The sequence below is a fragment of the Nostoc sp. FACHB-892 genome (assembly GCF_014698795.1).
GTDB lineage: Bacteria > Cyanobacteriota > Cyanobacteriia > Cyanobacteriales > Nostocaceae > Nostoc.
In genome coordinates this window covers 202283-223268 of record NZ_JACJTR010000004.1, presented here as the reverse complement: position 1 = coordinate 223268, position 20986 = coordinate 202283, and the positions used below count along the sequence as shown (strand labels likewise).

Here is a 20986-nt window from a genome sequence, read left to right as displayed (position 1 = left end):
GTGACAAAACACAGTATATTTTCACAAGATGTTACAAAGATCACTCTAAGTTATATTGATATTTGAGAGCATTGTTGCATCTTAACCCCCTCCTCGCAAGCGGGGAGGGGGTTGGGGGTGGGGTTTAGTACCTACTCAACAGAGAACTGCCATATCCTGTACTAATGTTTACAGTTGCCTTGCTTTTGGTGTTCGTGACCATGTTGATGATGATGACCATGACCGTGGGAACAGTTTTGCAAATCTTGCTTCAAAAGCTTGTCGCTGATTTCTTGCAAGGATTCATCCACAGCTTGTAAGCCAATCCAAGCATCAATTTTTTGTACATCAAATCCTACCTCGCGCTGTTCGCCTACTTCTAATAAAGGACGGCGAATTAACAATGGCTCTTTCAGCATCAGCGCCAAAGCGGTTTGTTCATCCACTTTTTCAGGAACCACCTCACCAGATTTTATCTTGGGAGCGGAAGGATTAAACCATTCGGCTACGGGGCGATCGCCAAAGAATGAACGCAAACGCTCAACTGTCCAAGGTTCTGTTAGCAGGTTGTATGGTATTACCTCATGACCAGCAGCTGTTAGCAAAACTTTTTGCTTAGTACCACCTTTACAGCCTGGTTTGCTATAAAAAATTACCCTTGCCATTCAACTACCTCTTAGTAGAATACTATTCGTTTTTAGGGGCGCACAAATGTGCGCCTCTACCGCGTGATGCTAAAAGTTTTTAGCACTACACTTAACTGGGTCAAACTCAAATCTCTCATTTGGATCAGTTTCACCGTAGATATTAAAAGTCACAGTTGGTTCATCGCCCACTGCTTCTACACAGTGAATTGCATCGGGAGTGAAGCTAATAATATCCCCTGGAAATAGAGTTATCTCTCCCGTCTGCTCAATTTTGTCCTGAAATTCTGGGCTAGGAGTGCGTCGCCAAAAACTATTTTTCTCCTGCCCTTGTAACACCGCCACTATTCCCCACGTCCCATGATTATGAATGTTTGATCGGGTTCCAGGTGCAAATGTTACTGTTTGCACAGTCAACGGAAAACCCAATTCATCATATAGGAGTAAAACAGAGGTTCCTGTTTTGGGCGAAGGCTCTAAACGTTGACTTCGCACCCAGTAGGAATTTACTATCAAGCGCCTTACGAGCATTCGGATTTCTGGTAGACGACTGCTTTCGTCATCCACACTATTGAGAACATCTTCCACCTCGGTTAAAAACCGATAAAGGCGGTAATTTTCTCTCAACAAATTCCATGCTCTTACAGATTTACAGCCTTGATACTGACCGTCCCCCGTTAGCAGCCAATCCCTACCTTTCATAACTTTTAAATTGATAGCTGAGAAGATTGGATGATAATAATCGGAGAGACATTAGGAACCTTATTATCTCCAGGAACTTTAGTGGGTATGGTGATAGGAGGAAAGATAGAGTTGCTATCAGTAGCTGCTCCTAATAGGGAGTAAGAGGAATATGATGTGGTAGATAACCAATTGTTCATGATTTTTCACCAAAAGGGCATTGGGAATTGGGAATTGGACATATGTACTGAGCGACTCGTGCCGAGCGGAGTCGAGGTAAGTCGTTGGCGCAGCCTTTCGTAGAGAAGTATTGAGCATTGAGAATGAGACATGAGTTATTCTCCTTGTCCCCTTGTCTCCCTCATCTCCAACTTTTTCTTGTCCAGAAGTGCATTGACTAATTAATCATCTTCTTCTGCTGGACGTGTCAAAATATCCAGGAGAATACCGGCTCCAAAATCATGCTTTTCGTCTATCTCTTTGACTTTGGCGCTGATTTCTTTTGCCTGCTCAATTTCTCCTAAGTTGGCTAGCACTAATCCAGAAGCAGCATAAGCATTTAAGTACAATCGAATTTGTGGATCTTCTTTGCGATTGACTAATATAGGCTTAAGTTGCTCCCAGTCATCAGGCAATTTTTCTACTTCTTTAATTTTATCTAATAATTTAACTGTTGTTTGCAGTGCAAGAGAATAATTATTTTTATAATAGAAAAATCTATATGCTGCTACTAAGACATCTGTATTCTCACCAGTTTGGGCTAAAGCTTGTTGAATATATTTTTCCGATTCTGATGTGTTATCCCAATTTTGTGCCGCTAAAATTAAGAGATTTTTAACGTCATCTGGAACCTGGAACCATGAGAATTGGTTTGTATTAGCTTGCATCACAAATTTATTGGTGAGTGGGGAGTAGGGAATGGGGAGTGGGGGAGATGAGGGAAATAATTAATGCCCAATGCCCAATGCCCCATGCTCTATTTAAAACAAAGTTAGAACGTACACCAAGGTAAATAGAACAATCCAAATAATGTCTACGAAGTGCCAGTAAATTTCTGTCATTTCGATGAAAGTATGATTGGTTGCAGAATATTCACCGGGAAGACGCGATCGCCACAATGCACGTAATATCAATAACAGTCCCACAAAAACGTGCAAACCGTGGAACCCAGTCATGATATAAAAGCAGTTGGCGAAGACGTTGGTAGTCAGTCCGTATCCTAATGTTGAGTACTCATAAACCTGACCACCTAAGAAAATTGCCCCCATGATTGCGGTAATTGCGTACCATAGTTGCATTCTCTTGACATTATTCTTTTTAATCGCCGTATCACCGAAGTGAATGACGAAACTACTAGACACTAGAATAATAGTGTTAATCGTCGGTACAAGTAGTTCTACTTCGCTTCCTTCTGGAGGCCAAACTGCTGTAGTACCCCGGAAAAACAAATAAGTGGCAAAAAATCCCCCAAACATAAGGGATTCAGAAGCGAGGAACGTCAACAATCCCCAAACTCTTAAATCTGGATGTTCTTCGTGTCCTGCACTGTGATCTTCGCTTGTGGTTGTAGCTATAGTCATAGATTTTTTGACAATATTATGCGCTGCGTCTGTTGTGGAAGCTTGAATGAAGAATGAAGTGTGAAGCGGCAAAATTTTCATTCTTCATCCAAAATCCTTGTTTAACTTATCCCAATTCACAAAAATCCTGATACATATAGATTTCTCGTAGGGGCATGGCATTGCCATGCCCTTACCAGCGTATTTGTATCATTATTAAAGTGAAATGGTATTAACTCTTCACTTGTTCAAGAATTCTCAAAATTCCGAGTTTTGAGTTTTGAAGCTGAAGTTTCGAGTTCTGAAGCTGAAGTTCCGAGTTCTGAAGCTGAAGTTCCGAGTTCTGAGGCTGAAGCTTCGAGTTCTGAAGCTGAAGTTCCGAGTTCTGAGGCTGAAGCTTCGAGTTCTGAGGCTGAAGCTTCGAGTTCTGAGGCTGAAGTTCCGAGTTCTGAGGCTGAAGTTCCGAGTTCTGAGGCTGAAGCTTCGAGTTCTAAGCTTGAAGCTTCGAGTTCTGAAATCAAATAACTAGAAATTGTAGTCAGCTTGAGAGCGATCGCATTACTCACTTTACTACCTAAGCATTAGCTGACGGCGTTGCAGATGGCTGTATTTCAAGAGTATTATCATGACCGTAGTCATAAGGGCCATGAGTCACAACCGGCAACACTTCCCAGTTTTCAATTGCAGGTGGTGAGCTAGTTGTCCATTCTAAAGTCAAAGCTTGCCAAGGATTATCACCAGCCAAAGGCCCTTTCAACCAACTGTAAATCATGTTGATGGCGAAAGGAATTACCGATATCCCCAAAACAATTGAACCAAAGGTACAAATTTGATTGAGGTCGATAAATTGGGGGTCATACATTGCCACTCTTCGCGGCATTCCTTTTAAACCCAACTCGTGCATGGGTAAAAAGGTCAGATTAGTACCGATGAAGGTAAGGGCAAAGTGAATGCGTGCCAAGCTTTCATTCAACATTCGTCCGGTCATTTTGGGGAACCAGTGATAAATACCTGCGTAAATACCAAACACGGAACCGCCAAACAGAACGTAATGGAAATGTCCTACTACATAATATGTGTCGTGGACGTGAACATCAAAGGGGGCTGTTCCCATCGTCACACCACTCAAGCCGCCCATGACAAACATGGACAACAAGCCAATGGCGAAAAGCATCGCACCTGTAAAGCGGATTTTACCACCCCAAAGGGTAGCAACCCAGGCAAAAATCTTCACGCCAGTGGGAACTGCAACTATAAGAGTGGAGATAGTGAAGAACATCCGCATCCAGCCGGGTGTGCCACTGGTGAACATATGGTGTACCCAGACGAACAAACCGACAACGCAGATGGCTACACTAGAATAAGCGATCGCTTTATAACCAAAGATTGGCTTACGGGCGTGAACTGGAATTACCTCCGACATGATGCCGAAGATGGGCAGAATCATTAAATATACTGCTGGGTGAGAATAAAACCAGAATAAGTGTTGATAAATTACAACGTTACCGCCTGCATCTGGTTTAAAGAAGGAGGTGCCAAAGTTGAGGTCAAACAACAGCAGAACTAAACCGGCTGCTAATACAGGTGTGGAGAGAAGTGCTAGCAGGGAGGTTGCTAAAATTGCCCAGCAAAACAGGGGTACTTGATCCCATTTCATGCTGGGAACCTTCATCATCAAAATGGTGATCACAAAGTTCAGCGAACCCAAAATTGAGGAAGTTCCTACTAAAACGATCGCAAGTATCCACATAGTTTGAGCGATTGGCGCTGTCACCAAACTCAAAGGTGGGTAAGCTGTCCAACCAGATTGCGAACCGCCAAAAATAAAACTACCTAATATTAGTAATCCTGCTGGTGGATTTAACCAAAAAGCGATCGCGTTCAGCTTCGGGAAAGCCATATCCCTAGCACCAACCATCAATGGCACTAAATAGTTACCAAATCCGCCAATAGCGCTAGGGACAATCCACAGGAAGATCATGATCGTCCCGTGATTGGTCATGAAAGCGTTATACAGATTGGGGTCGAGTACGTCTGATTCTGGTGTTGCTAATTCGACACGCAGAGCGATCGCCATCAGTCCGCCGATGAGATAGAACACAAACGCCGTCACTAGATATTGGATACCAATAACCTTGTGATCAACATTAAATGTAAAATAGTCCTGCCATTTCCACGCCTTCGGATGGGAGGTGTGGCCAGCCACCATTTCCGGTTTTTTTTCTTCTGGTGGAGTATTCCGTGGAAATTCTACCTGTGTCATATTTTTATCCTTTGTCGTTTGTCATTTGTCTTTTGTCCTTTGTCTTTTATCCTTTGTCATTCATCAGTTACCAATAACTAATGACCAATGACCAATGACTAATGACTAATGACCAACGACTAATGACTCTAAAGTTGCTGCACTAATTCCCATATCATGGGTGTGAGGAGCGAGAAACTCTGATGTTGATAAGTCGGCTGGATTAATTGCAACGACTTGATTTAAATTTTGCTGTTGAGCAATCTGGTTTTCTGTCCGCCAGCTTTCATATTCTTCTGGTGTGTGGACAATTACCTCTGTCCGCATTGAACCGTGATAACCACCGCACAACTCAGCACAAACTACAGGATATGTACCTGGTTTGGTGGCGACAAATCGTAGTTCGGTAGGGATACCGGGAAGTGCATCTTGTTTCAAGCGGAAGTTTGGTACCCAGAATGAATGAATTACATCTTGTGCTGAAAGGTTGAGTTGGACATCAGCACCGACGGGTATATGCAATTCCCCAGAAGTAATGCCACTATCGGGGTAATTAAATATCCAGGCGTACTGTATGCCTTTGACATCAACAACTAAGTCGGCTGGTTTGTTTAGAGTTTGAGGAGACGCGCCGATACCGATTGTTGGGGCAATTGTCGGGGCAGTTGTTGCTTCAGTATCGCTTAATGTAGCTGCAATAGCACTTCCCGGCTGATGAGCAACATGAGCTGCTGAATGAGGATGACCGGCAGGCTCAAAGCCGCCCATTCGGTTAAAAACATCTACACTGTAGATGCCCAAGCCGAGGACAATCACTGTTGGAATTGCTGTCCAAAAGATTTCTAAGGGAACGTTGCCTTCTACTCGCACACCATCGGTATCATCACCGCGACGGCGACGAAACTGAATCAAAAAAAGTACAATTGTTCCTTCTACCACTAAGAAGAGTGCGATCGCAATGGTAAACATGACGTTGAAAAAACCGTCTACCAAAGGTGCTTGTAACGATGCTTGCACTGGCATCAAAGTGTGATTCTGACCAATCCAAATACTGATTGCTGTAACTACTATCCCAGCAACCAGAGTCCATAGTGAAACAGGAACTTGTTGCATACATGCTACCTGTGTAAACAGTCTTTAAAGGTGTGATTTTCTGGTATTAGGTATTAGGTGCTGGGCATTATTATCTATTCCCCATTCCCCATTCCCTATTCCCTATTCCCTTTTCACTTATTAACTTTCTAACGTGCAGCCATAAAAAATGGGGGAAACTTCCAGATTTTTTCCATATCTTTCCCCCAGAAACTTACAAATTATATTTTAACTCCTATGAAAAAGTTAGCCCCCTGCTCCCAGAAAAGCTAGTTGTTCCAAGAGGGCACTGTTAGACCTAATATTGATTAGGCTATATTAGCAGCAAGTTTAAATTTGTTAATAGCTAACATTTTGCGATTTACGGATTTGTTTACGGTGAACTATTTATTAGTTCAAGTAAATATTTAGTATTCCCCTCAAGTTACCTTGCCTAGCGCATTTGCGCTTTCTCTAAACAGTGCCTCCTTGAATTAACAACAATTTTGACTAACTTCAAAAACCTTAATTGTTTAATGCAACATGCGTGTAGCAATTTTTGGGGCAAATCCGTGAACACGCTTCACAACCAATACAGTTTTCTGGAGAAGTAACTGCCATTACTTTCCGTTCAATTTCTTCATCATCTTCATCTTCTACAAATTCGCCTTCTTCATTGAGGGCTTTCAAACCTAGCACGTTGTACCCGCAGACTTTAACGCATCTGCCACAGCCGATACATTTATCTTTGTCAATTTCTTGAGCAAATTTTGGTGTCCAAGCCTTACCGCCAAATGTCAAACCTGTTAGTTGCGCCATGAATAAATCCTCGGCATTTTTGCCTATCAATCTGTTTGTGCATTAATCATCATATTATCCTAATGTTTTCTTGCTTTGGTATTCAAAAAGTACTTTTATCTCATCAAAGTTCGATGATTATGAACACAATTTAGCATTATTTTTATTTAAAATAGTAGATGTAGATTATTGCCAATAATTATTATCAATATTTAGTATCTATAGAAGTTTTTCTCATTCCTGTGATCCGCATGGAAACGTATTCATCGAGTCTCTGAATTAATATCTGGCTTGATGCAGCAGGCACTAATCAGCCATTCTGATGCAGAGCATGGGAACCAGAGAATGGAAAATTGGGAGTTTAAAACCTATCGGGTAAAGCCTCATCTTATGTAGATGTAGTTTTATTATTTACAGCAGATGCAACTATATCTATAAGATTGATGAGATTCTTTTTCAAATATATTTAGACTTAAGCAAACAAACTCGATAAACAGTATACATATACACAATTTTAGATGTTCATTAATTACATTTTGATATATGCAATATGTATTTTATAAAGCAACAACTTTCAATTTATTTTTGATCAAATTATTTAGAGGAATGATGACACAACGAATATCATTCCTAATATGAAGAAAATATATTGATTTATAAAGGAACTGTAAATTTGATGGCAGAATCTTATCATGCATTAAATATTAAAATTATTAATAAATCAGACGGAGTTCAATCTTAGCAAGCTTAAATATGTCCTAAAAACACTTTATGTCCAAAGTTAAAATGTTCACTAAATGCGTAATTAACTAAATGTTAAGATTTTTTCTAAGCTCGACACGAACAAAATAATCATTTCTTTCATGAAAATTATAGTTAATAAATAAGTTTTATCCGGCTCAGTTTAAAAGCCTTAAGTAGCTTCCAATTGGATGCAAAGTTGAAATATGGATGTGGGGAGTGAGTGTGGTGAGAATAATCTTTTCTCGCCAGAAATATTATGTGGTAGCGAGTCATGAATTAACAGGACTCATCCAGGGGAGACCTGAGCCAGACATCTCAACGATTAGAGTGGGAAAAGAGCCAAATGCCTTATACAATTCCTAACAACAGTTGCGTTGGATGTGACAACTGCCGCCCCCAGTGTCCTACGGGTGCAATCAGAATAGAAGACAATGAATACTGGATTGATCCTGGTCTTTGTAATAATTGTGAGGGCTATTATTCAGAACCCCAATGTGTAATAGCTTGTCCAACTAATTCTCCGATTCCTTGGCAATCTAAAAAGGGGAGATGCAAAATAGAACCGAGAGATGCTAGCAGTTTAGACTTGTTTTCTAACGGCAAAAATAATCCATTTGCTTCAGCGATCGCTATTTGGGAAGCTTGTAATGTACTAGCGCAGCGAACATCTCTACATTGGGAAACCGATGAAGAAGGCTACCTATGTTATGGGCGACAAATTAATCAAGGCCGAGGTGCGATCGCTTTTCACATCCAAGATCCATTTAAAGTTAACGATAAAGCCACAGATATAGCAGCAATTGAGGGGCTTGACATCAGAGCCGCTTGCATACATCTAATTTTTGCAGCTTATGCTACAGCTTTAGAGCAACCTTGGGAGCAAGAATTTGCGATCGATGAGCGACAAATTGAGAAATATTTGGGGATGGAGAAGCGCAAAGATTTAAGCAAAGCTGCCAAACTAGCTTTAATGAAAAATCTCGTTCAGCAAGCTTGCTCGTTGATTATCTCCATTGACTGGCCCCAACAAGGCCGAATTAACGGATTCTCTATTACAGGTAGCCGCTTATGGCACTTAGTAGATATTCAGCATCACTTTCAAGAAGACAATCTTGGATGCAAATATCTTATTGGGCTAACTTTTAAAGTAAAAGCAGGCATTTGGGCACAATATTTCTTAAACAAACAAGCATGTAAAGAGCGAACCGCGTTCTATCAATACGGCAGTCTTCCCAAAACGCTGCTAACCACAGTTATGAGCATTTGGCAGCAACATGAAGGCGCAGTCCGATTAATGCTGTGGTTGCTGTTTAAAACCAAAATGGGCAAGGAACAACGCATTACGATTCCTACCTTGCTGCGTATTGCTTACGGTGAAGAAAAAGTCGCCCTTGCATCCAGACAACGGGAAGAACGCAAACGTCTGCTGCGAACCTTTGAAAGTGATTTGGAAATTCTCAATCACTATGGAATGAAACCACTTTTCGATCCAGTTACCTATCCACCAGAAATTCAGCCTTTATGGGCGAAGTTAATTGATCTTCCTGAAGATCCAGATGAAGCATTGGAATTTTGGACTAACGACGGTGGCGCTGAAACTCGCCTCACAGACACAGGCCCCCGTGGTAAGTGGAATCTCTTAATGAATGCGCGGATTTTGGCTTTTGAACTCCCACCAGAATGGGAACAGCAAATCTCAGAATCAGAAAAGAAGAAAACAAGAACTGCTAAAGCCAAAAGGAAACCCAAAGCTACAAGCGATTTGCTGGGTGAACAGATTTTGCAAGCGCGAAAAAATTTGAATCTCTCCCAAAGAGAATTGGCAAAACTCACAGGTAAAAGCCAAAGCTGGATTCGAGATATCGAAAATGGTCGTTTAAAAGCCAAATTAGAAGACCAAGTACTTTTGCGAAAAGTCTTAAATATGACTTAATCTTAATTCGGAATTTAAACGCAGAGGAACGCAGAGGGAAACGCAAAGGTACGCAGAGATTTTGTTACGAATTTTTGCACCGTTATACTAAATACAGCAATACTCCGCGTACCTCTGCGCTTCCCTTTGCGTCCCTCTGCGCTGAAAAACTCTCCTCTTTTAAGTACTATAACTCATCACTTTACTAGAAGTAAGCCAAAGACTACCTATAGCATATTTAGTAACTACCAACTCTCGTGTAGCATTGCATGAACTCTTCAGTTGTTGAGTCTTAGTTTCATCTTTGATAAGTTTAGCCTGGTAAGTGTAGAGAGAACCAGAAGGCTGTTCAAAACTTAGCTCACCCAGAATAGTTTTATTGTCTAGACTTTGCTCCAAAATTTTGCCTGTAACTTTGTTTTTAAACCAATCCCATCCATTGCAGAGGATTAGTTCTCTTTCCAAAACCTGAAGTGCAGCAGGCAGAATTCCCCAGCCTCGATAGACTTTATTTAAGCATTGAATATCGCCAGTCCGAGTCAAAATCGCTCTAAATGAATCTACATCAAGACGACCGTAGTATCTCGCTTCTGGCAAGTCGATGACTGTTGGTGCAAACCGATGTCCACCAAAGTGCGATGATTTCCAAATTCGCACTTTGTCTAAGCAAAAATCAGCATTGCTCTCCGTAATTTTAAAGTAAAAAGGAGCGCCATATCTAGCACAACACTTATCGTGGCTACCGTGGGTACAAACTAAAATATCTTTAGTCGCACTGGTTTCTACCTCAGAATTAGAACTGATACCCCATAACCATTTTTGGACAACTGCTGCTACTTGCTCGATATTTTCTAGCTTAAACTCTTGCTTATGGTATCCATTACTAAGCCCCTCTTTTTTTTGATAAATCAAAAGCGTAGTGTGATTTACTTTGTGTGATACATCATTAGCAATTAAAAGGAATCTAATCGGTACTTTAGCACGCTTCACTTCCTCTACCAAAATTCTTAAATTTTGGGGCACCCATTTGGAATTAAAGGCTTCTGATGTCCAAGGTAAAGGGCACTCAACTAAAATATAAGTTTGATAATTGGTGGCGCTACCAATAACATCTTCTCCCGCTTGCTGTGAATTGTCAGAACAAAAAAAACTATTCATCTCGCTGTACTCATTAGCGTATTTTAGGACAAAAGGTATTACAAAATACAAGTGTGTTCTTAACTACAATATCCTTGGCTAAGGGAGATAAAAAAGAACAATATTCATTCCTAGTTAAAACTAGGTAGCCAATTTATAACATCATTATTAATCGAGGTCTTTCCGGTTAATAAACTCTCCACAATAAAGATAAACAGTGTCAAGATAGATTTTTCCGTATGAGCGGCGTTAATTTTGTATCTAGTTTTATTGTTATTTGGTATTTTATAAATTTTCACTTGCTGAAGCCCGACTTTTATGAATTTGGTTTTTTGACCAAAATCAAATATGTTCAATCTTGTGCGATCGCTTGTTACTCTCCAAGCGATTAACTTGCTTATAATATCAATGTAACTGATATTACAATCAAATATATTCCTCGCAACAACATAGTTATTTAAAGTTTTGCTGAAGTTATTTTCATAGCTACTAATTACAGTTGTTTGTACACATAAAGATATAGTTTTCTGTTGATTTTGTGAGTTAGATGTTCCTAAAGATAGATGCAAAAACACCTGACAAGCAGATAATCGCTTCGTAAGCCAATACTGTTTTAAAAAATTTTATCTGCTGTTAATGTATTTATCCGTACATTATTGCAAATAATTCTCAATTAAATTAGAAAAAATAAAAACAGTTAAATTACGGGTAAGTGCTTTATTGCCCTATATTTAATACGCGATAAGTTAATGATTAAAAATAGTGACCAATTTTTAGCAGCGCCACTGAAATCAACATTAACTAACCTGCTATTTACCCTTTTAGCTAATCTAACTCCCTGAAGCTTATGTCAGGGTTTGATTATATGCATCTATTTTGACTGTAACTGAACTCAATAATAAATGCAAGTATTTGAGAATTTTTATAGTTTCTTTACCGTTTTTTGCCTCTAGAAGGTTGCTTATATCAAAGTTAACGGGCATTTTATAGTGGAGATAGCTCACTTGAGCAACCATTGATTCTTTCAATACAATAGATAAAGATTTGCAATTGTAACAAATTGTTGCCAGTAAGGGTAAGCGGCTCTACCCCCTAGTAATCCAAAGATTTTTAATTATGGCGATCGCATATTTCTATTTTCATGCGGAATTGAATTATTTTTTACCACGGCACCATAAGCAGGTAAAAATCTCTCATTTTTTTGAGGAGAGAAGCTCCATTAAGGACATGATTGAGTCCTTAGGTGTCCCTCATCCTGAAGTTGATTTTATAAACGTTAATGGTGAATATGTAAGTTTTTCTTACATAGTTTCAGATGGAGATACTATCAATGTTTATCCAATTTCAGCTAGGGATACTATCATACCAAGCATTTCTGTTCTGCCAAAACCGCTCACTATTCTCCGCTTTGTTTTAGATATCCATTTGGGGAAGCTGGCGACATCTTTACGACTTTTAGGTTTTGATACTTTATACCGCAATGACTATGAGGATGAGAAATTGGCGGAAATATCCTACAGCCAAGCGCGGATTCTGCTGACTCGTGATAAAGGTCTATTAATGCGTAGTTTGGTAACGCATGGGTATTACGTTAGAAATACTAACCCTCAAGAACAAATCTTGGAAGTACTGCAACGCTTTGACTTGTTTAAATTAATCTCACCATTTAAACGGTGTTTGCGCTGCAATGGATTATTAGAACCTGTAGATAAACAATCTATTATTGACGAACTACCAGAAAGTGTACGATGCCTACCACGGCAAGCTACGCAGATTGATCAATTCCAGCGTTGCCAGGACTGCGATCGCATTTATTGGAAAGGTTCACACTATGAACGATTGCAACAGTTTGTTGATGGAGTACTCAACTCACAAAAAGGTAAGTGACTTAGTTAAGCTGATACGCGTAAATTGTATAAACACTCTTTACAGTCGTTAATTGTTAACTGTTGACGGTTGTCAGTTATCAGTCATCAGCCTTCATGTAAATGTTCAATTTAAATGCGTAACAGCTTATAATAATTATTTACCCAGCTGAAATATTCCCACTAATTATTTGACTACCCCCGATTCTTGGATCTTCATCTTCGCGATTCAAATTATCTGGAGTGGGGTTTAGCTTACTCTGTCCACTAACTTCTTCTGGTTCAATGGGATCTGCCTCTTCAGCTTTATCGATATCAAGAGAAATAGGAGGTTCTTTGGCCTGAGAAAAATCGATGAGTGGATTGGGTTGATCGGGATTCATGAGTTACTAAATTATTATGCTATTTTCTTTAATATTAAATTTATTTTGCTTGCAAACATCTTTCTTGAGAAATAAACCATGTATTGTCATAATTCAAAAGAGGCATAAAAAATTATGACATTAATACTAGCTCTCGATTTTGGCGGAACTAAGCTGGCGGCAGCATTGGTAAATATCGGTTCTAGAAAGTGGTTGCGTTATGAACGTCGTCTTTCGCCAGCAAATGCAAATGCTAGTACTGACTTGGAAATTATGCGATCGCTTATTTACTCATTGCTACAAGACGCAAAACCTGCTGCGATCGGTGTCAGCTTTGGCGGCCCTGTAGATGCTTCTACGGGGACAGTGCGACTATCTCATCATGTGGTTGGATGGGAAAATATTCCTCTAAAAGGGTTGTTAGAAGAGGAGTTTGGTGTGAGTGTTGGTGTGGACAATGATGCTAATGTTGCTGCTTTGGGTGAACATCGTTTTGGTGCGGGACAGGGGTATGATAGCCTGTTTTACATAACTGTCAGCACTGGCGTGGGTGGTGGTTGGATACTCAACGGCCAGCCTTGGCGCGGTGCTGGTGGGATGGCTGGCGAAATTGGACATATCGTTGTAGATCCTGCTGGGCCAGTTTGTTTGTGTGGGAAGCGGGGATGTGTGGAACGTTTAGCGTCGGGGCCTTATATGGCGCAAAATGTTAGGGAAATTTTGGAGAACGTAGACGCGCCAGCGGCTTCCCGAAGGGTACCGCAGAGGCGCGGAGGACTCAGAAATGGAGAGGTTTTGAGGGGTTTGGTGGGGGATAATTTAACGTTGCTGACGGGGCAGTTGGTAAGTGAGGCGGCGGCGGCTGGAGATGATTTGGCCAAGGAAGTATTGCACAAGGCTGCTTGGGCGCTGGGTGTGGGTATTGGCAATGTGGCGAATTTGATGAATCCGCAGCGCTTTGTGTTGGGGGGCGGTGTGACGAAGGCGGGGGCAGATTTTTGGCAAGTGCTGCGTCAGGTGGCGCGGGAGACGGCTTTACCAGAAGTTGATTTTGAAATTGTCCCAGCGATTTTGGGCGATGATGCGCCGTTGTGGGGGGCGGTGGCGATCGCTTCTATTATGGTAAAAGCATAATTTCACGATGTAAATTATCGAGTGTTACTCGTGACAGTAGTTCATCAAGGTCATGTACTTTTTCAGTTAAGTAAGGTACATTGCTCGTAATGCTTTGCAATGCTAAGGATTCTACAGATTGATCCGCTTGATATTCTACTATCTCAAGAATAACCTGGTTAAAACTCCCACTGGGAAAAAATTCAATGCCCTGTTCCAAGAAATACTGCCCCAAGGCAAACCAGTTAAACACTTAATTGCCTTATGAGGGTTGCCAATACTGACAATTTCTAAGATACCCTCACAATAAAACAACCGCACTCCCGCTACATTTTCAAAGCTAGCTTGAATCGCTTTAAACTGTTCCCAACTTAATCCATGTTTGAAGAAGTGTTGTTCTTCTGGGAAGTTAACAGCATTTTCTAACGTTTGAGTCATAATATTTTTTACTCTCGCAGTTAGTACTCAAGAAATTTATCTTATTTCTATCCTAAATCAAAACCAAATTATCCCGGTGAATCACGGTTTCCACACCCGCATAGCCTAAAATTGCAGAAATTTCCCGCGAATGACAGCCACGAATCTTTTGCAATTCATCGCTGTTGTAATTCACAAGTCCTCTAGCAATTTCGTTACCATTGCTGTCACACAATTGCACTGCATCCTGTGTACGAAACTCTCCTTCTACTAGCTTAATTCCAGCTGCTAATAACGATTTTCCGCCTAGAGAAATTGCCGCGATCGCACCTTCATCTAAATACAATTTACCCGCAGGTAAAAGTCCGTAAGCTATCCAACGTTTACGCGCCGAAGTTGGTTCAGGTTGTGGTTCAAAATGCGTCCCAATCAGTTCACCCTGGATAATTTTTTCTATATTCTGGGGAAATCGCCCTTGAGTAATTACGGTACGAACTCCAGCCGCGATCGCAATTCTCGCAGCCGAAATTTTTGTCGCCATACCGCCAGTACCCCACTGAGAACCTTGGGAACCTGTTTGTATTTGTAATTGAGCTAATTCTTTAATGCTACTCACTGAAGCGATCGGCCGCGCATTTGGTACGGAACGCGGATCGGCTGAGTATAGTCTATCAACATCGGTAAGCAAAAATAGCCAATCTGCTTCTACTAGGCTGGCAACTAATGCCGAAAGGGTGTCATTATCACCAAATTTTAGTTCGTCTATAGCTACAGTATCATTTTCATTAACTATGGGGATCACTCCCAGCCCCAATAGTTCCTGAAAAGTGTTGTAAGCATTGAGATAGCGGCTGCGCTGTACCAAGTCGCTGCGAGTCAGTAATACTTGAGCGATCACCTGTTGCAGAGTAGTAAATAAATCATCGTATATGCGAATTAATCTGCCCTGTCCAACTGCTGCTACAGCCTGTTTTAGTGCGATCGCCTTGGGACGTTCAGTTAAGCCTAACCGCGCACAACCCACTCCCACAGCCCCAGAAGAAACCAAAATCACCCGGTGTCCTTGGCGTCTTAAATAACAGAGTGTTTCCGCCAAGGTAGCGATGGTGGAAAGTGCTAATTGTCCCGTTTCTGGTTGGGTTAGGCTCGAAGTGCCGATCTTGACAACAATTGTTAATGACATCTAAAAAGTGAGGAGTTAAGAGTGAGGAGTTAGGAGTTGAATTTAATTCATAACTCATAACTTCTAACTCCTAACTAAATTTGTAAAGCGCCAATCCCTCTATAGTGAAGGCTGACGCTTTACGGGTTTATATTTATTTTGTATGCTGTAGGGTCTTTTTTGGCTGACCCCATGTTATTAATACTTATGATCCCCGATTTTTGGATTCCAGTAAGATTCCTTAACCATTTTTTTAGATTTACTTTCCTGATGATTTTTTAGCGTTTGTGAATCTTGCTTTTCTTGGGGGTAATAGAAGCTCCAAGTATTTCAGATATCCAAACTTCAAAGTTGCGAACAGGATGGGAACGCAGGGCTGCGTCTGCATGGACAATCGGTTCGACTAGAATGGTAAACATCCCTAAGCGATTACCTGCTATGACATCCGTAAATAAGCGATCGCCTACCATCCCCACTTGATGCACTGGTAGATCCATCCCCCTCAGTGCTGCCCTAATTTTGCGTCGGGATGGTTTGGCTGCACCTAAGTAGTAAGGTAAATTGAGCGATCGCGCAATTCCACCAATTCGCGCTTCACTCAGGTTGTTACTCACCAAACACAATGCAGTACAGGAGCGAATTTGCTCTACCCAATCTTGTAGTTCTGGGGAAGCCAGCCCTACTTTAAAGGGTACTAAGGTTTCATCTACATCCAATACAAGCCCTTTAAGCCCGTATTTTTGGATAATATCTGGTGTTAGGTTCAACACTGAACCTTCTAAAATCAAGTCAGGCTGTAAAAGATTGTTCCAGGCCATAGTCAACAGTGAAATTTAAGTAGCGCTAGACAAATGAGCATAACCCAATATAGTTTAGTTAGTCGAACTCGATCCTGGTATATCTCCCTGAACACTTTGAGATAAAATCCCTAAAATCTTATCGATCTCTTTAATGTAATAATTATTTAAATCAATAAATATATCGTTTTCTTCTAACTTCAAAAACTTCCAAATATCTCCCGTTGTTACCGCCCCGTAAATTTTTCTAATATCATTTCCTTCTCGTTGATTAAACATTTGTGCTGCCAACATTGTCGCCGCACATTGACCTAATCCACCTTTAATATTTTCATTTTTCGCTTCAATAATAACCACCACAGGCACATTAATTGTTAATTGCTCCTTAGCACGACTGATGATAAAGTCACAATAGCCATTCAAACCTTTTTCAGCATCTACATTAAAGTCTGTTCCCGAAAATAAACTAATCGAATAATTAGCCCTGCGTCTTACCTCCAACAAAATCGGAGTGATAATCATTTCTGAACGAGCTTTTTCAGTATTAATTGCTAAAGCCAGTTCTGTAGTTTCTTCTAAAGAACTTATGAGTTTCTCGCTTGGCTCTAAAGGTTCTATCTCGGCACATAAATCAGTTTCTTCATCAATGTGGATGCTGAATGACTTTTTAAATTTACTTAATGTAAAGTCACTATAAGCCATTTTCAGCACCTCATACCAATTTTGGATTTTAGATAATTGAATTTAAAATCACGATCAAAATGCTTTTTCCAAAATCTTAAACAACACTAATTATCCCAATTTAATGTCAATGTTTCATCGCTTTCACATTGAATGGGACATGGTAAAAGGTTTAGCTAAATTTTGATTACAATGAAAATTTTCAATTAAAAAATTCAAAATGTAACATTTCCATTTTGAATTTTTAATCTTATTCCACTTCATTAAAAAGATGTTCCTCTAACAGAGGTTGCACTTTGCGAAACTCTTCTGGAGAGAGTAATTCAGGCTCACCTGTTTTAGCTATCCGTGCAAAAAATAACAGAGGATCGAGGGGTGTATAAATTGCATACTCCTGATCTTCATCATAGAAGCTAGCGAGTAGCTGTAATTGTTCTGGATCTAAATCTGCCTCTTCGTCTTCGATTTCTAAGGTGAAGAGTTCTGATTCTTCAACTGGCGGTAAATCACCTGCAACAGTCAGAGCATAAGCTGTATTCTTTAATACCAAGTTTTGCTCAGATAGTACAGCTTGAGCAGTGGCAAAAATTTGCTCAATGATGTTGTCATCTTCTACCAGAACCGCTTCTTCTTCTTCACCGTCACCTTCCCAAGAAAAAATTTCTACAGGTGAGTCTACAGGAAGAAGTAAAACATATTCTTGTTCATCGACTTCGAGGGAATGCTCTATGTAACATTCGAGCGATCGCCCTTTATCATCGGTTAAAGTGATGGAACCCGCATGAGCGTTATCATTTTCTTCAGGAAATGGAGAGGAAAACATAGCCGAAATGTAGAAATTTAATAAATACCAGCAAATTTACAACACGCTTAACTATTGAACGGCATAATTATGCCAATTAAATAGCATTATACGTAGATACAACTGCTGGCTAATCGTTTTCAGAATATCATGTTAAAAGGTATCAATACTCAATAGTCGCCACTGAACTGTGGGAGTTAGCACGCTTAACATCCAGCCATTGTTGCAAAATCAATGCGGCTGCCTTACGGTCAATCAAGCCTTTATGGCGTGACGGGGAGCGGTTCTCACCTATCAGCAGTTGTTCTGCTTGAAATGAAGTTAATCGTTCATCCACATATTCCACAGGCAGTTTCAGTGCTTTAGCAAGTCTTGTAGTAAATTTCTGAACTTGACGCGCCTGAAATCCTATTGAGCCATCCATTGAATAAGGTAAGCCCATCACCAGGATTTGCACCTCACGTTCATTAACTATTTGCCGGATTTGCTCGACATCCTGCTCAAAAGATGTGCGTTCAATTGTGGTAATCCCCGTCGCAATTAAACCCGTGCGATCGCACCCTGCCACTCCAATTCGCTTGCGACCAAAATCTAGTCCCAAAGCTGAAATAAACGGTTTTGCTTGCTGTTGGGGTATCACGCTAATTCTCCTGCTGTGCATCTGCTGATTCAGAAATCGGCGATGCTTCCATGCTAGGGTTTTTCCCCGAAAAGTTAATCGGTTCTGACAAGCTTTGCAGTGTTTTATCTGACAATGGCAACTTTCCTGATTGTATCCATGACATCCCACCTGGTATAGGTTTACGTGCTGGTTGTAAACCTTGCAGCATATCAGTCCACTGAATTCCTTCTAAGGAGACAAATTTAGACTCCCGTAGCTTGTGCCACACAGAGCGGGACATAACTAATGTATGTTCTATGCGTTTTGCCCCAATTCGTTCCAAATATTCTTCTCGCTCTGCTTGATAGTCTGAGGAAGCTAATTGTAACCCTTGTTGGGGAAAATCTTGGGTAATCCGAGCCAGCTGAGATAATAATTCTGGATACAGCCAGGTATAAGCGGGATGAACCGTCAGCGTTGCAACGTGGGGAACTTCACCCTTCCGATCAAGTTGCACCTGAAAATAGCCGATCGCAGCTTTGCGTTGCGGTTCAAATACGTAACCACTTACTACTTCTGTTTTGCTCACCCATTGCATTACTGCATCAGTTAAAGCACCGAACAAACTGGTCTTAAAGTCGCGGGTGTTACGGTCAAAAACCTGACGTACCAAAGGTGGCATAGATGCCGTATCTAATTGATATAGCAACTGGGCATCAGCATTACTTACTGGCAAGAGGTTGGGTAAGTCTGGCTCTGCTTGTGCCAATTCAGCCAGTAATTCTGGCTCAATTTCCCAGTACGTCATTTCTGCCAGACGTTGAAATCCATTTTGTCGATATAGTGCTAGCGCCTCTATATCGTTGATATTAACTTCCAGCAACCAAGTGCGAGCTTCTAGAATCGATTCAAAGCAATGACGCAAAAGTTGCGAACCAACTCCTTGTTTATCGACACCACGCTCTAACAGCACTTGATCAATCCGCCAAGTACTACGTGTCCGGTTAAACGGTGACACTTGAATCATCCCTAGAAGTAACCGCCCTTGCTCTGCTATGTAGGCACAGAGGCGATACTGTAGCGGGTTAGGAAACCAACTCAAAAATTTGAGTAATCCATACCAGCGACGCAGCCTTTGCATTTGACTCATGGCAAAACCTGCTCCCTTGGGGGTAAGGGCTGCGAATGACTCTTGAGTTATGCGCTCAATCCCGTCCAGATCCCGGTATTGGACTGGTCGGATAACAACGCTGAGGTTTCTGGGAAGTAATGAAGTCATTTTTATTCGAGCCGCTATTTAGCCTTAACTAACTGCTCTTCAAAGGAACTGCTGCAATAATTATTTTAACTAGTTTCTGCTCTCTACTATTGCGCCAAAAGGGTGATTTTAGTAACTCAATACTGAAAAAAAGCAGAAAAAGCAGACCTTGTGAGAACACCATTGGCATTAACCCAACATCTGCCTTTATTTTATTTGAATTTTGATTAAAATTTGTATATATTTATAGGCCTTGTCGAGAAACTAGCTTTTCAAAGTGGGCTTGGGTTTGATGGAGTAACTGCTGGCGACTATCTACCACTGTTTGCTTCAAGGTTGGAACAAGATTGCGAGCTTGCAGAGTCATATGAAGTTGCAGGTTGGCAACATATTCACTGAAATCTTGATTCATTTCATCTGCGTCTGCATCTGTTAACAAATTTAATTCCATTGCCACTGTATTCTCCTGTGTTAATCCTGTGCTGTCTCTCTTCATGACCAAAAACTATCATGTTGTTTGGACTAACTTCTTAATTTGCAATGAAGTTTAACGCTTCTTAGGGATAGCCTATTAAAATCTCAAACCAACACCACCTTGTACAGAGATAGCTGTACCACCGCTATCACGGTAGGCATCAAAAGCGATAATGGCGTTGCCAAAAAGGACTGTATTGCTATTTGGGATCACATAATCAATGCCTGGTTGTAAAGCAAAACTAATTTTGTCGCCCACAGGAGTGGAGCCACCACCACCAGCCAACACCAACCCAGCACCTAGATAAGCATCCGCTTGCCAGTTAAGGGGGAAATCGTAGGAAACCGTTGGTACAACTGCCGTATTATTACCAATTAACACTTGAGCACGGAGCGAAAGTGGTGCTTCCAAAAGCTTGTAGCGCCCAGCTATCACTCCCCCAAGTTGGATACCATCGGTAAAACCAACACTAGGGCCTATACCTATATAACTACCATAAGCTACTTGAGCTTGTGCTGGTTTAATACTCCCCAAACTCAAGACCAAGCTAGCCCCCAAAACTGAAACCAAATATGGAATATATTTCATAACCGAATTCCTCACACCATTTTGTTATTGGGCATTGAGCATTATTGTCTTTCCTTGTCTCCCTTATCTTCCTCTGCTCCTCTTGCCCCCTGCCCCCT

Annotated in this window: 23 protein-coding genes; 3 read left to right on the top strand and 20 right to left on the bottom strand. The window is 40.9% G+C overall.

What is annotated here, in order from left to right; genetic code table 11:
• Nucleotides 1-161 precede the first annotated feature (161 nt).
• The 9 genes from H6G96_RS07780 to fdxB form a co-directional block, all read right to left on the bottom strand.
• On the bottom strand, nt 162-644 hold the full coding sequence (locus H6G96_RS07780; protein ID WP_190910911.1) for an ArsC/Spx/MgsR family protein: 483 nt from the start codon (nt 642-644) through the stop codon (nt 162-164).
• Between the two features lie 69 nt (nt 645-713).
• Entirely contained in the window at nt 714-1325 is a 612-nt protein-coding gene (locus H6G96_RS07775) for a cupin (protein ID WP_190910910.1), read from the bottom strand.
• Between the two features lie 5 nt (nt 1326-1330).
• Entirely contained in the window at nt 1331-1504 is a 174-nt protein-coding gene (locus H6G96_RS07770) for a hypothetical protein (protein ID WP_190730857.1), read from the bottom strand.
• A 201-nt stretch (nt 1505-1705) separates the two neighbouring features.
• Entirely contained in the window at nt 1706-2191 is a 486-nt protein-coding gene (locus H6G96_RS07765; protein WP_190910909.1) for a hypothetical protein, read from the bottom strand.
• 93 nt (nt 2192-2284) lie between these two features.
• The gene (locus H6G96_RS07760; RefSeq protein WP_190911045.1) at nt 2285-2884 is read right to left on the bottom strand and encodes a heme-copper oxidase subunit III; all 600 of its coding nucleotides are present in this window, start codon (nt 2882-2884) and stop codon (nt 2285-2287) included.
• Nucleotides 2885-3111: 227 nt separating this feature from the next.
• Nucleotides 3112-3429, bottom strand: a complete 318-nt coding sequence (locus tag H6G96_RS07755; RefSeq protein ID WP_190910908.1) for an internalin — start codon at nt 3427-3429, stop codon at nt 3112-3114.
• An 8-nt stretch (nt 3430-3437) separates the two neighbouring features.
• Nucleotides 3438-5126: a cytochrome c oxidase subunit I gene (gene ctaD, locus H6G96_RS07750; protein WP_190910907.1), complete on the bottom strand. Its 1689-nt coding sequence runs from the start codon at nt 5124-5126 to the stop codon at nt 3438-3440.
• Nucleotides 5127-5231: 105 nt separating this feature from the next.
• The gene (locus tag H6G96_RS07745; protein WP_190910906.1) at nt 5232-6218 is read right to left on the bottom strand and encodes a cytochrome c oxidase subunit II; all 987 of its coding nucleotides are present in this window, start codon (nt 6216-6218) and stop codon (nt 5232-5234) included.
• A 483-nt stretch (nt 6219-6701) separates the two neighbouring features.
• On the bottom strand, nt 6702-6995 hold the full coding sequence (fdxB, locus tag H6G96_RS07740) for a ferredoxin III, nif-specific (RefSeq protein WP_190730863.1): 294 nt from the start codon (nt 6993-6995) through the stop codon (nt 6702-6704).
• Nucleotides 6996-8061: 1066 nt separating this feature from the next.
• Here fdxB and H6G96_RS07735 point away from each other — a divergent pair.
• A complete protein-coding gene (locus H6G96_RS07735) occupies nt 8062-9651 on the top strand; it encodes a helix-turn-helix domain-containing protein (protein WP_190910905.1) in 1590 nt (529 codons plus the stop codon).
• A gap of 159 nt (nt 9652-9810) precedes the next feature.
• On the opposite strand, the gene H6G96_RS07730 is transcribed toward H6G96_RS07735, so the two are convergent.
• The gene (locus tag H6G96_RS07730) at nt 9811-10788 is read right to left on the bottom strand and encodes a sucrase ferredoxin (RefSeq protein ID WP_190910904.1); all 978 of its coding nucleotides are present in this window, start codon (nt 10786-10788) and stop codon (nt 9811-9813) included.
• Nucleotides 10789-11883: 1095 nt separating this feature from the next.
• On the opposite strand from H6G96_RS07730, the gene H6G96_RS07725 reads away from it, so the two are divergent.
• A complete protein-coding gene (locus H6G96_RS07725; RefSeq protein WP_190910903.1) occupies nt 11884-12654 on the top strand; it encodes a Mut7-C RNAse domain-containing protein in 771 nt (256 codons plus the stop codon).
• Nucleotides 12655-12793: 139 nt separating this feature from the next.
• Here the strand turns inward: H6G96_RS07725 and H6G96_RS07720 are convergent, their stop codons facing one another.
• Nucleotides 12794-13015: a hypothetical protein gene (locus H6G96_RS07720; protein WP_190910902.1), complete on the bottom strand. Its 222-nt coding sequence runs from the start codon at nt 13013-13015 to the stop codon at nt 12794-12796.
• Nucleotides 13016-13129: 114 nt separating this feature from the next.
• Here H6G96_RS07720 and H6G96_RS07715 point away from each other — a divergent pair, with 114 nt between their 5' ends.
• Nucleotides 13130-14128 (top strand): ROK family protein, encoded by a 999-nt coding sequence (locus H6G96_RS07715; RefSeq protein WP_190910901.1) that lies wholly within the window; start codon nt 13130-13132, stop codon nt 14126-14128.
• Between the two features lie 138 nt (nt 14129-14266).
• Here the strand turns inward: H6G96_RS07715 and H6G96_RS07710 are convergent, their stop codons facing one another.
• The 9 genes from H6G96_RS07710 to H6G96_RS07670 all read right to left on the bottom strand — a co-directional run bounded on the left by H6G96_RS07710 (nt 14267) and on the right by H6G96_RS07670 (nt 20888).
• Entirely contained in the window at nt 14267-14545 is a 279-nt protein-coding gene (locus tag H6G96_RS07710; protein ID WP_190910900.1) for a hypothetical protein, read from the bottom strand.
• A gap of 52 nt (nt 14546-14597) precedes the next feature.
• Nucleotides 14598-15707 carry a glutamate 5-kinase gene (proB, locus tag H6G96_RS07705; protein ID WP_190910899.1) on the bottom strand — a complete coding sequence of 370 codons (1110 nt, stop codon included), beginning with the start codon at nt 15705-15707 and terminating at the stop codon, nt 14598-14600.
• 257 nt (nt 15708-15964) lie between these two features.
• Nucleotides 15965-16504, bottom strand: a complete 540-nt coding sequence (locus tag H6G96_RS07700; protein ID WP_190910898.1) for a YqeG family HAD IIIA-type phosphatase — start codon at nt 16502-16504, stop codon at nt 15965-15967.
• Between the two features lie 54 nt (nt 16505-16558).
• Entirely contained in the window at nt 16559-17185 is a 627-nt protein-coding gene (locus H6G96_RS07695) for a hypothetical protein (RefSeq protein WP_190910897.1), read from the bottom strand.
• A 229-nt stretch (nt 17186-17414) separates the two neighbouring features.
• Entirely contained in the window at nt 17415-17987 is a 573-nt protein-coding gene (locus H6G96_RS07690) for a DUF3727 domain-containing protein (RefSeq protein WP_190730872.1), read from the bottom strand.
• A 142-nt stretch (nt 17988-18129) separates the two neighbouring features.
• Nucleotides 18130-18627 carry a Holliday junction resolvase RuvX gene (ruvX, locus tag H6G96_RS07685; RefSeq protein WP_190910896.1) on the bottom strand — a complete coding sequence of 166 codons (498 nt, stop codon included), beginning with the start codon at nt 18625-18627 and terminating at the stop codon, nt 18130-18132.
• A complete protein-coding gene (locus H6G96_RS07680) occupies nt 18608-19846 on the bottom strand; it encodes a GNAT family N-acetyltransferase (RefSeq protein WP_190910895.1) in 1239 nt (412 codons plus the stop codon). Before H6G96_RS07680 ends, ruvX begins: the two co-directional genes overlap by 20 nt.
• A 223-nt stretch (nt 19847-20069) precedes the next feature.
• Nucleotides 20070-20276 (bottom strand): hypothetical protein, encoded by a 207-nt coding sequence (locus H6G96_RS07675; RefSeq protein ID WP_190911044.1) that lies wholly within the window; start codon nt 20274-20276, stop codon nt 20070-20072.
• Nucleotides 20277-20396: 120 nt separating this feature from the next.
• Entirely contained in the window at nt 20397-20888 is a 492-nt protein-coding gene (locus H6G96_RS07670; protein ID WP_190910894.1) for a hypothetical protein, read from the bottom strand.
• Nucleotides 20889-20986: the final 98 nt, after the last annotated feature.

Bases quoted from the DNA above. Each gene is read 5' to 3' on its own strand.
- H6G96_RS07780 (WP_190910911.1), bottom strand. From the start codon at position 644: ATGGCAAGGGTAATTTTTTATAGCAAACCAGGCTGTAAAGGTGGTACT.
- H6G96_RS07775 (WP_190910910.1), bottom strand. From the start codon at position 1,325: ATGAAAGGTAGGGATTGGCTGCTAACGGGGGACGGTCAGTATCAAGGC.
- H6G96_RS07770 (WP_190730857.1), bottom strand. From the start codon at position 1,504: ATGAACAATTGGTTATCTACCACATCATATTCCTCTTACTCCCTATTA.
- H6G96_RS07765 (WP_190910909.1), bottom strand. From the start codon at position 2,191: ATGCAAGCTAATACAAACCAATTCTCATGGTTCCAGGTTCCAGATGAC.
- H6G96_RS07760 (WP_190911045.1), bottom strand. From the start codon at position 2,884: ATGACTATAGCTACAACCACAAGCGAAGATCACAGTGCAGGACACGAA.
- ctaD (WP_190910907.1), bottom strand. From the start codon at position 5,126: ATGACACAGGTAGAATTTCCACGGAATACTCCACCAGAAGAAAAAAAA.
- H6G96_RS07745 (WP_190910906.1), bottom strand. From the start codon at position 6,218: ATGCAACAAGTTCCTGTTTCACTATGGACTCTGGTTGCTGGGATAGTA.
- fdxB (WP_190730863.1), bottom strand. From the start codon at position 6,995: ATGGCGCAACTAACAGGTTTGACATTTGGCGGTAAGGCTTGGACACCA.
- H6G96_RS07735 (WP_190910905.1), top strand. From the start codon at position 8,062: ATGCCTTATACAATTCCTAACAACAGTTGCGTTGGATGTGACAACTGC.
- H6G96_RS07730 (WP_190910904.1), bottom strand. From the start codon at position 10,788: ATGAATAGTTTTTTTTGTTCTGACAATTCACAGCAAGCGGGAGAAGAT.
- H6G96_RS07725 (WP_190910903.1), top strand. From the start codon at position 11,884: ATGGCGATCGCATATTTCTATTTTCATGCGGAATTGAATTATTTTTTA.
- H6G96_RS07720 (WP_190910902.1), bottom strand. From the start codon at position 13,015: ATGAATCCCGATCAACCCAATCCACTCATCGATTTTTCTCAGGCCAAA.
- H6G96_RS07715 (WP_190910901.1), top strand. From the start codon at position 13,130: ATGACATTAATACTAGCTCTCGATTTTGGCGGAACTAAGCTGGCGGCA.
- H6G96_RS07710 (WP_190910900.1), bottom strand. From the start codon at position 14,545: ATGACTCAAACGTTAGAAAATGCTGTTAACTTCCCAGAAGAACAACAC.
- proB (WP_190910899.1), bottom strand. From the start codon at position 15,707: ATGTCATTAACAATTGTTGTCAAGATCGGCACTTCGAGCCTAACCCAA.
- H6G96_RS07700 (WP_190910898.1), bottom strand. From the start codon at position 16,504: ATGGCCTGGAACAATCTTTTACAGCCTGACTTGATTTTAGAAGGTTCA.
- H6G96_RS07695 (WP_190910897.1), bottom strand. From the start codon at position 17,185: ATGGCTTATAGTGACTTTACATTAAGTAAATTTAAAAAGTCATTCAGC.
- H6G96_RS07690 (WP_190730872.1), bottom strand. From the start codon at position 17,987: ATGTTTTCCTCTCCATTTCCTGAAGAAAATGATAACGCTCATGCGGGT.
- ruvX (WP_190910896.1), bottom strand. From the start codon at position 18,627: ATGCACAGCAGGAGAATTAGCGTGATACCCCAACAGCAAGCAAAACCG.
- H6G96_RS07680 (WP_190910895.1), bottom strand. From the start codon at position 19,846: ATGACTTCATTACTTCCCAGAAACCTCAGCGTTGTTATCCGACCAGTC.
- H6G96_RS07675 (WP_190911044.1), bottom strand. From the start codon at position 20,276: ATGGAATTAAATTTGTTAACAGATGCAGACGCAGATGAAATGAATCAA.
- H6G96_RS07670 (WP_190910894.1), bottom strand. From the start codon at position 20,888: ATGAAATATATTCCATATTTGGTTTCAGTTTTGGGGGCTAGCTTGGTC.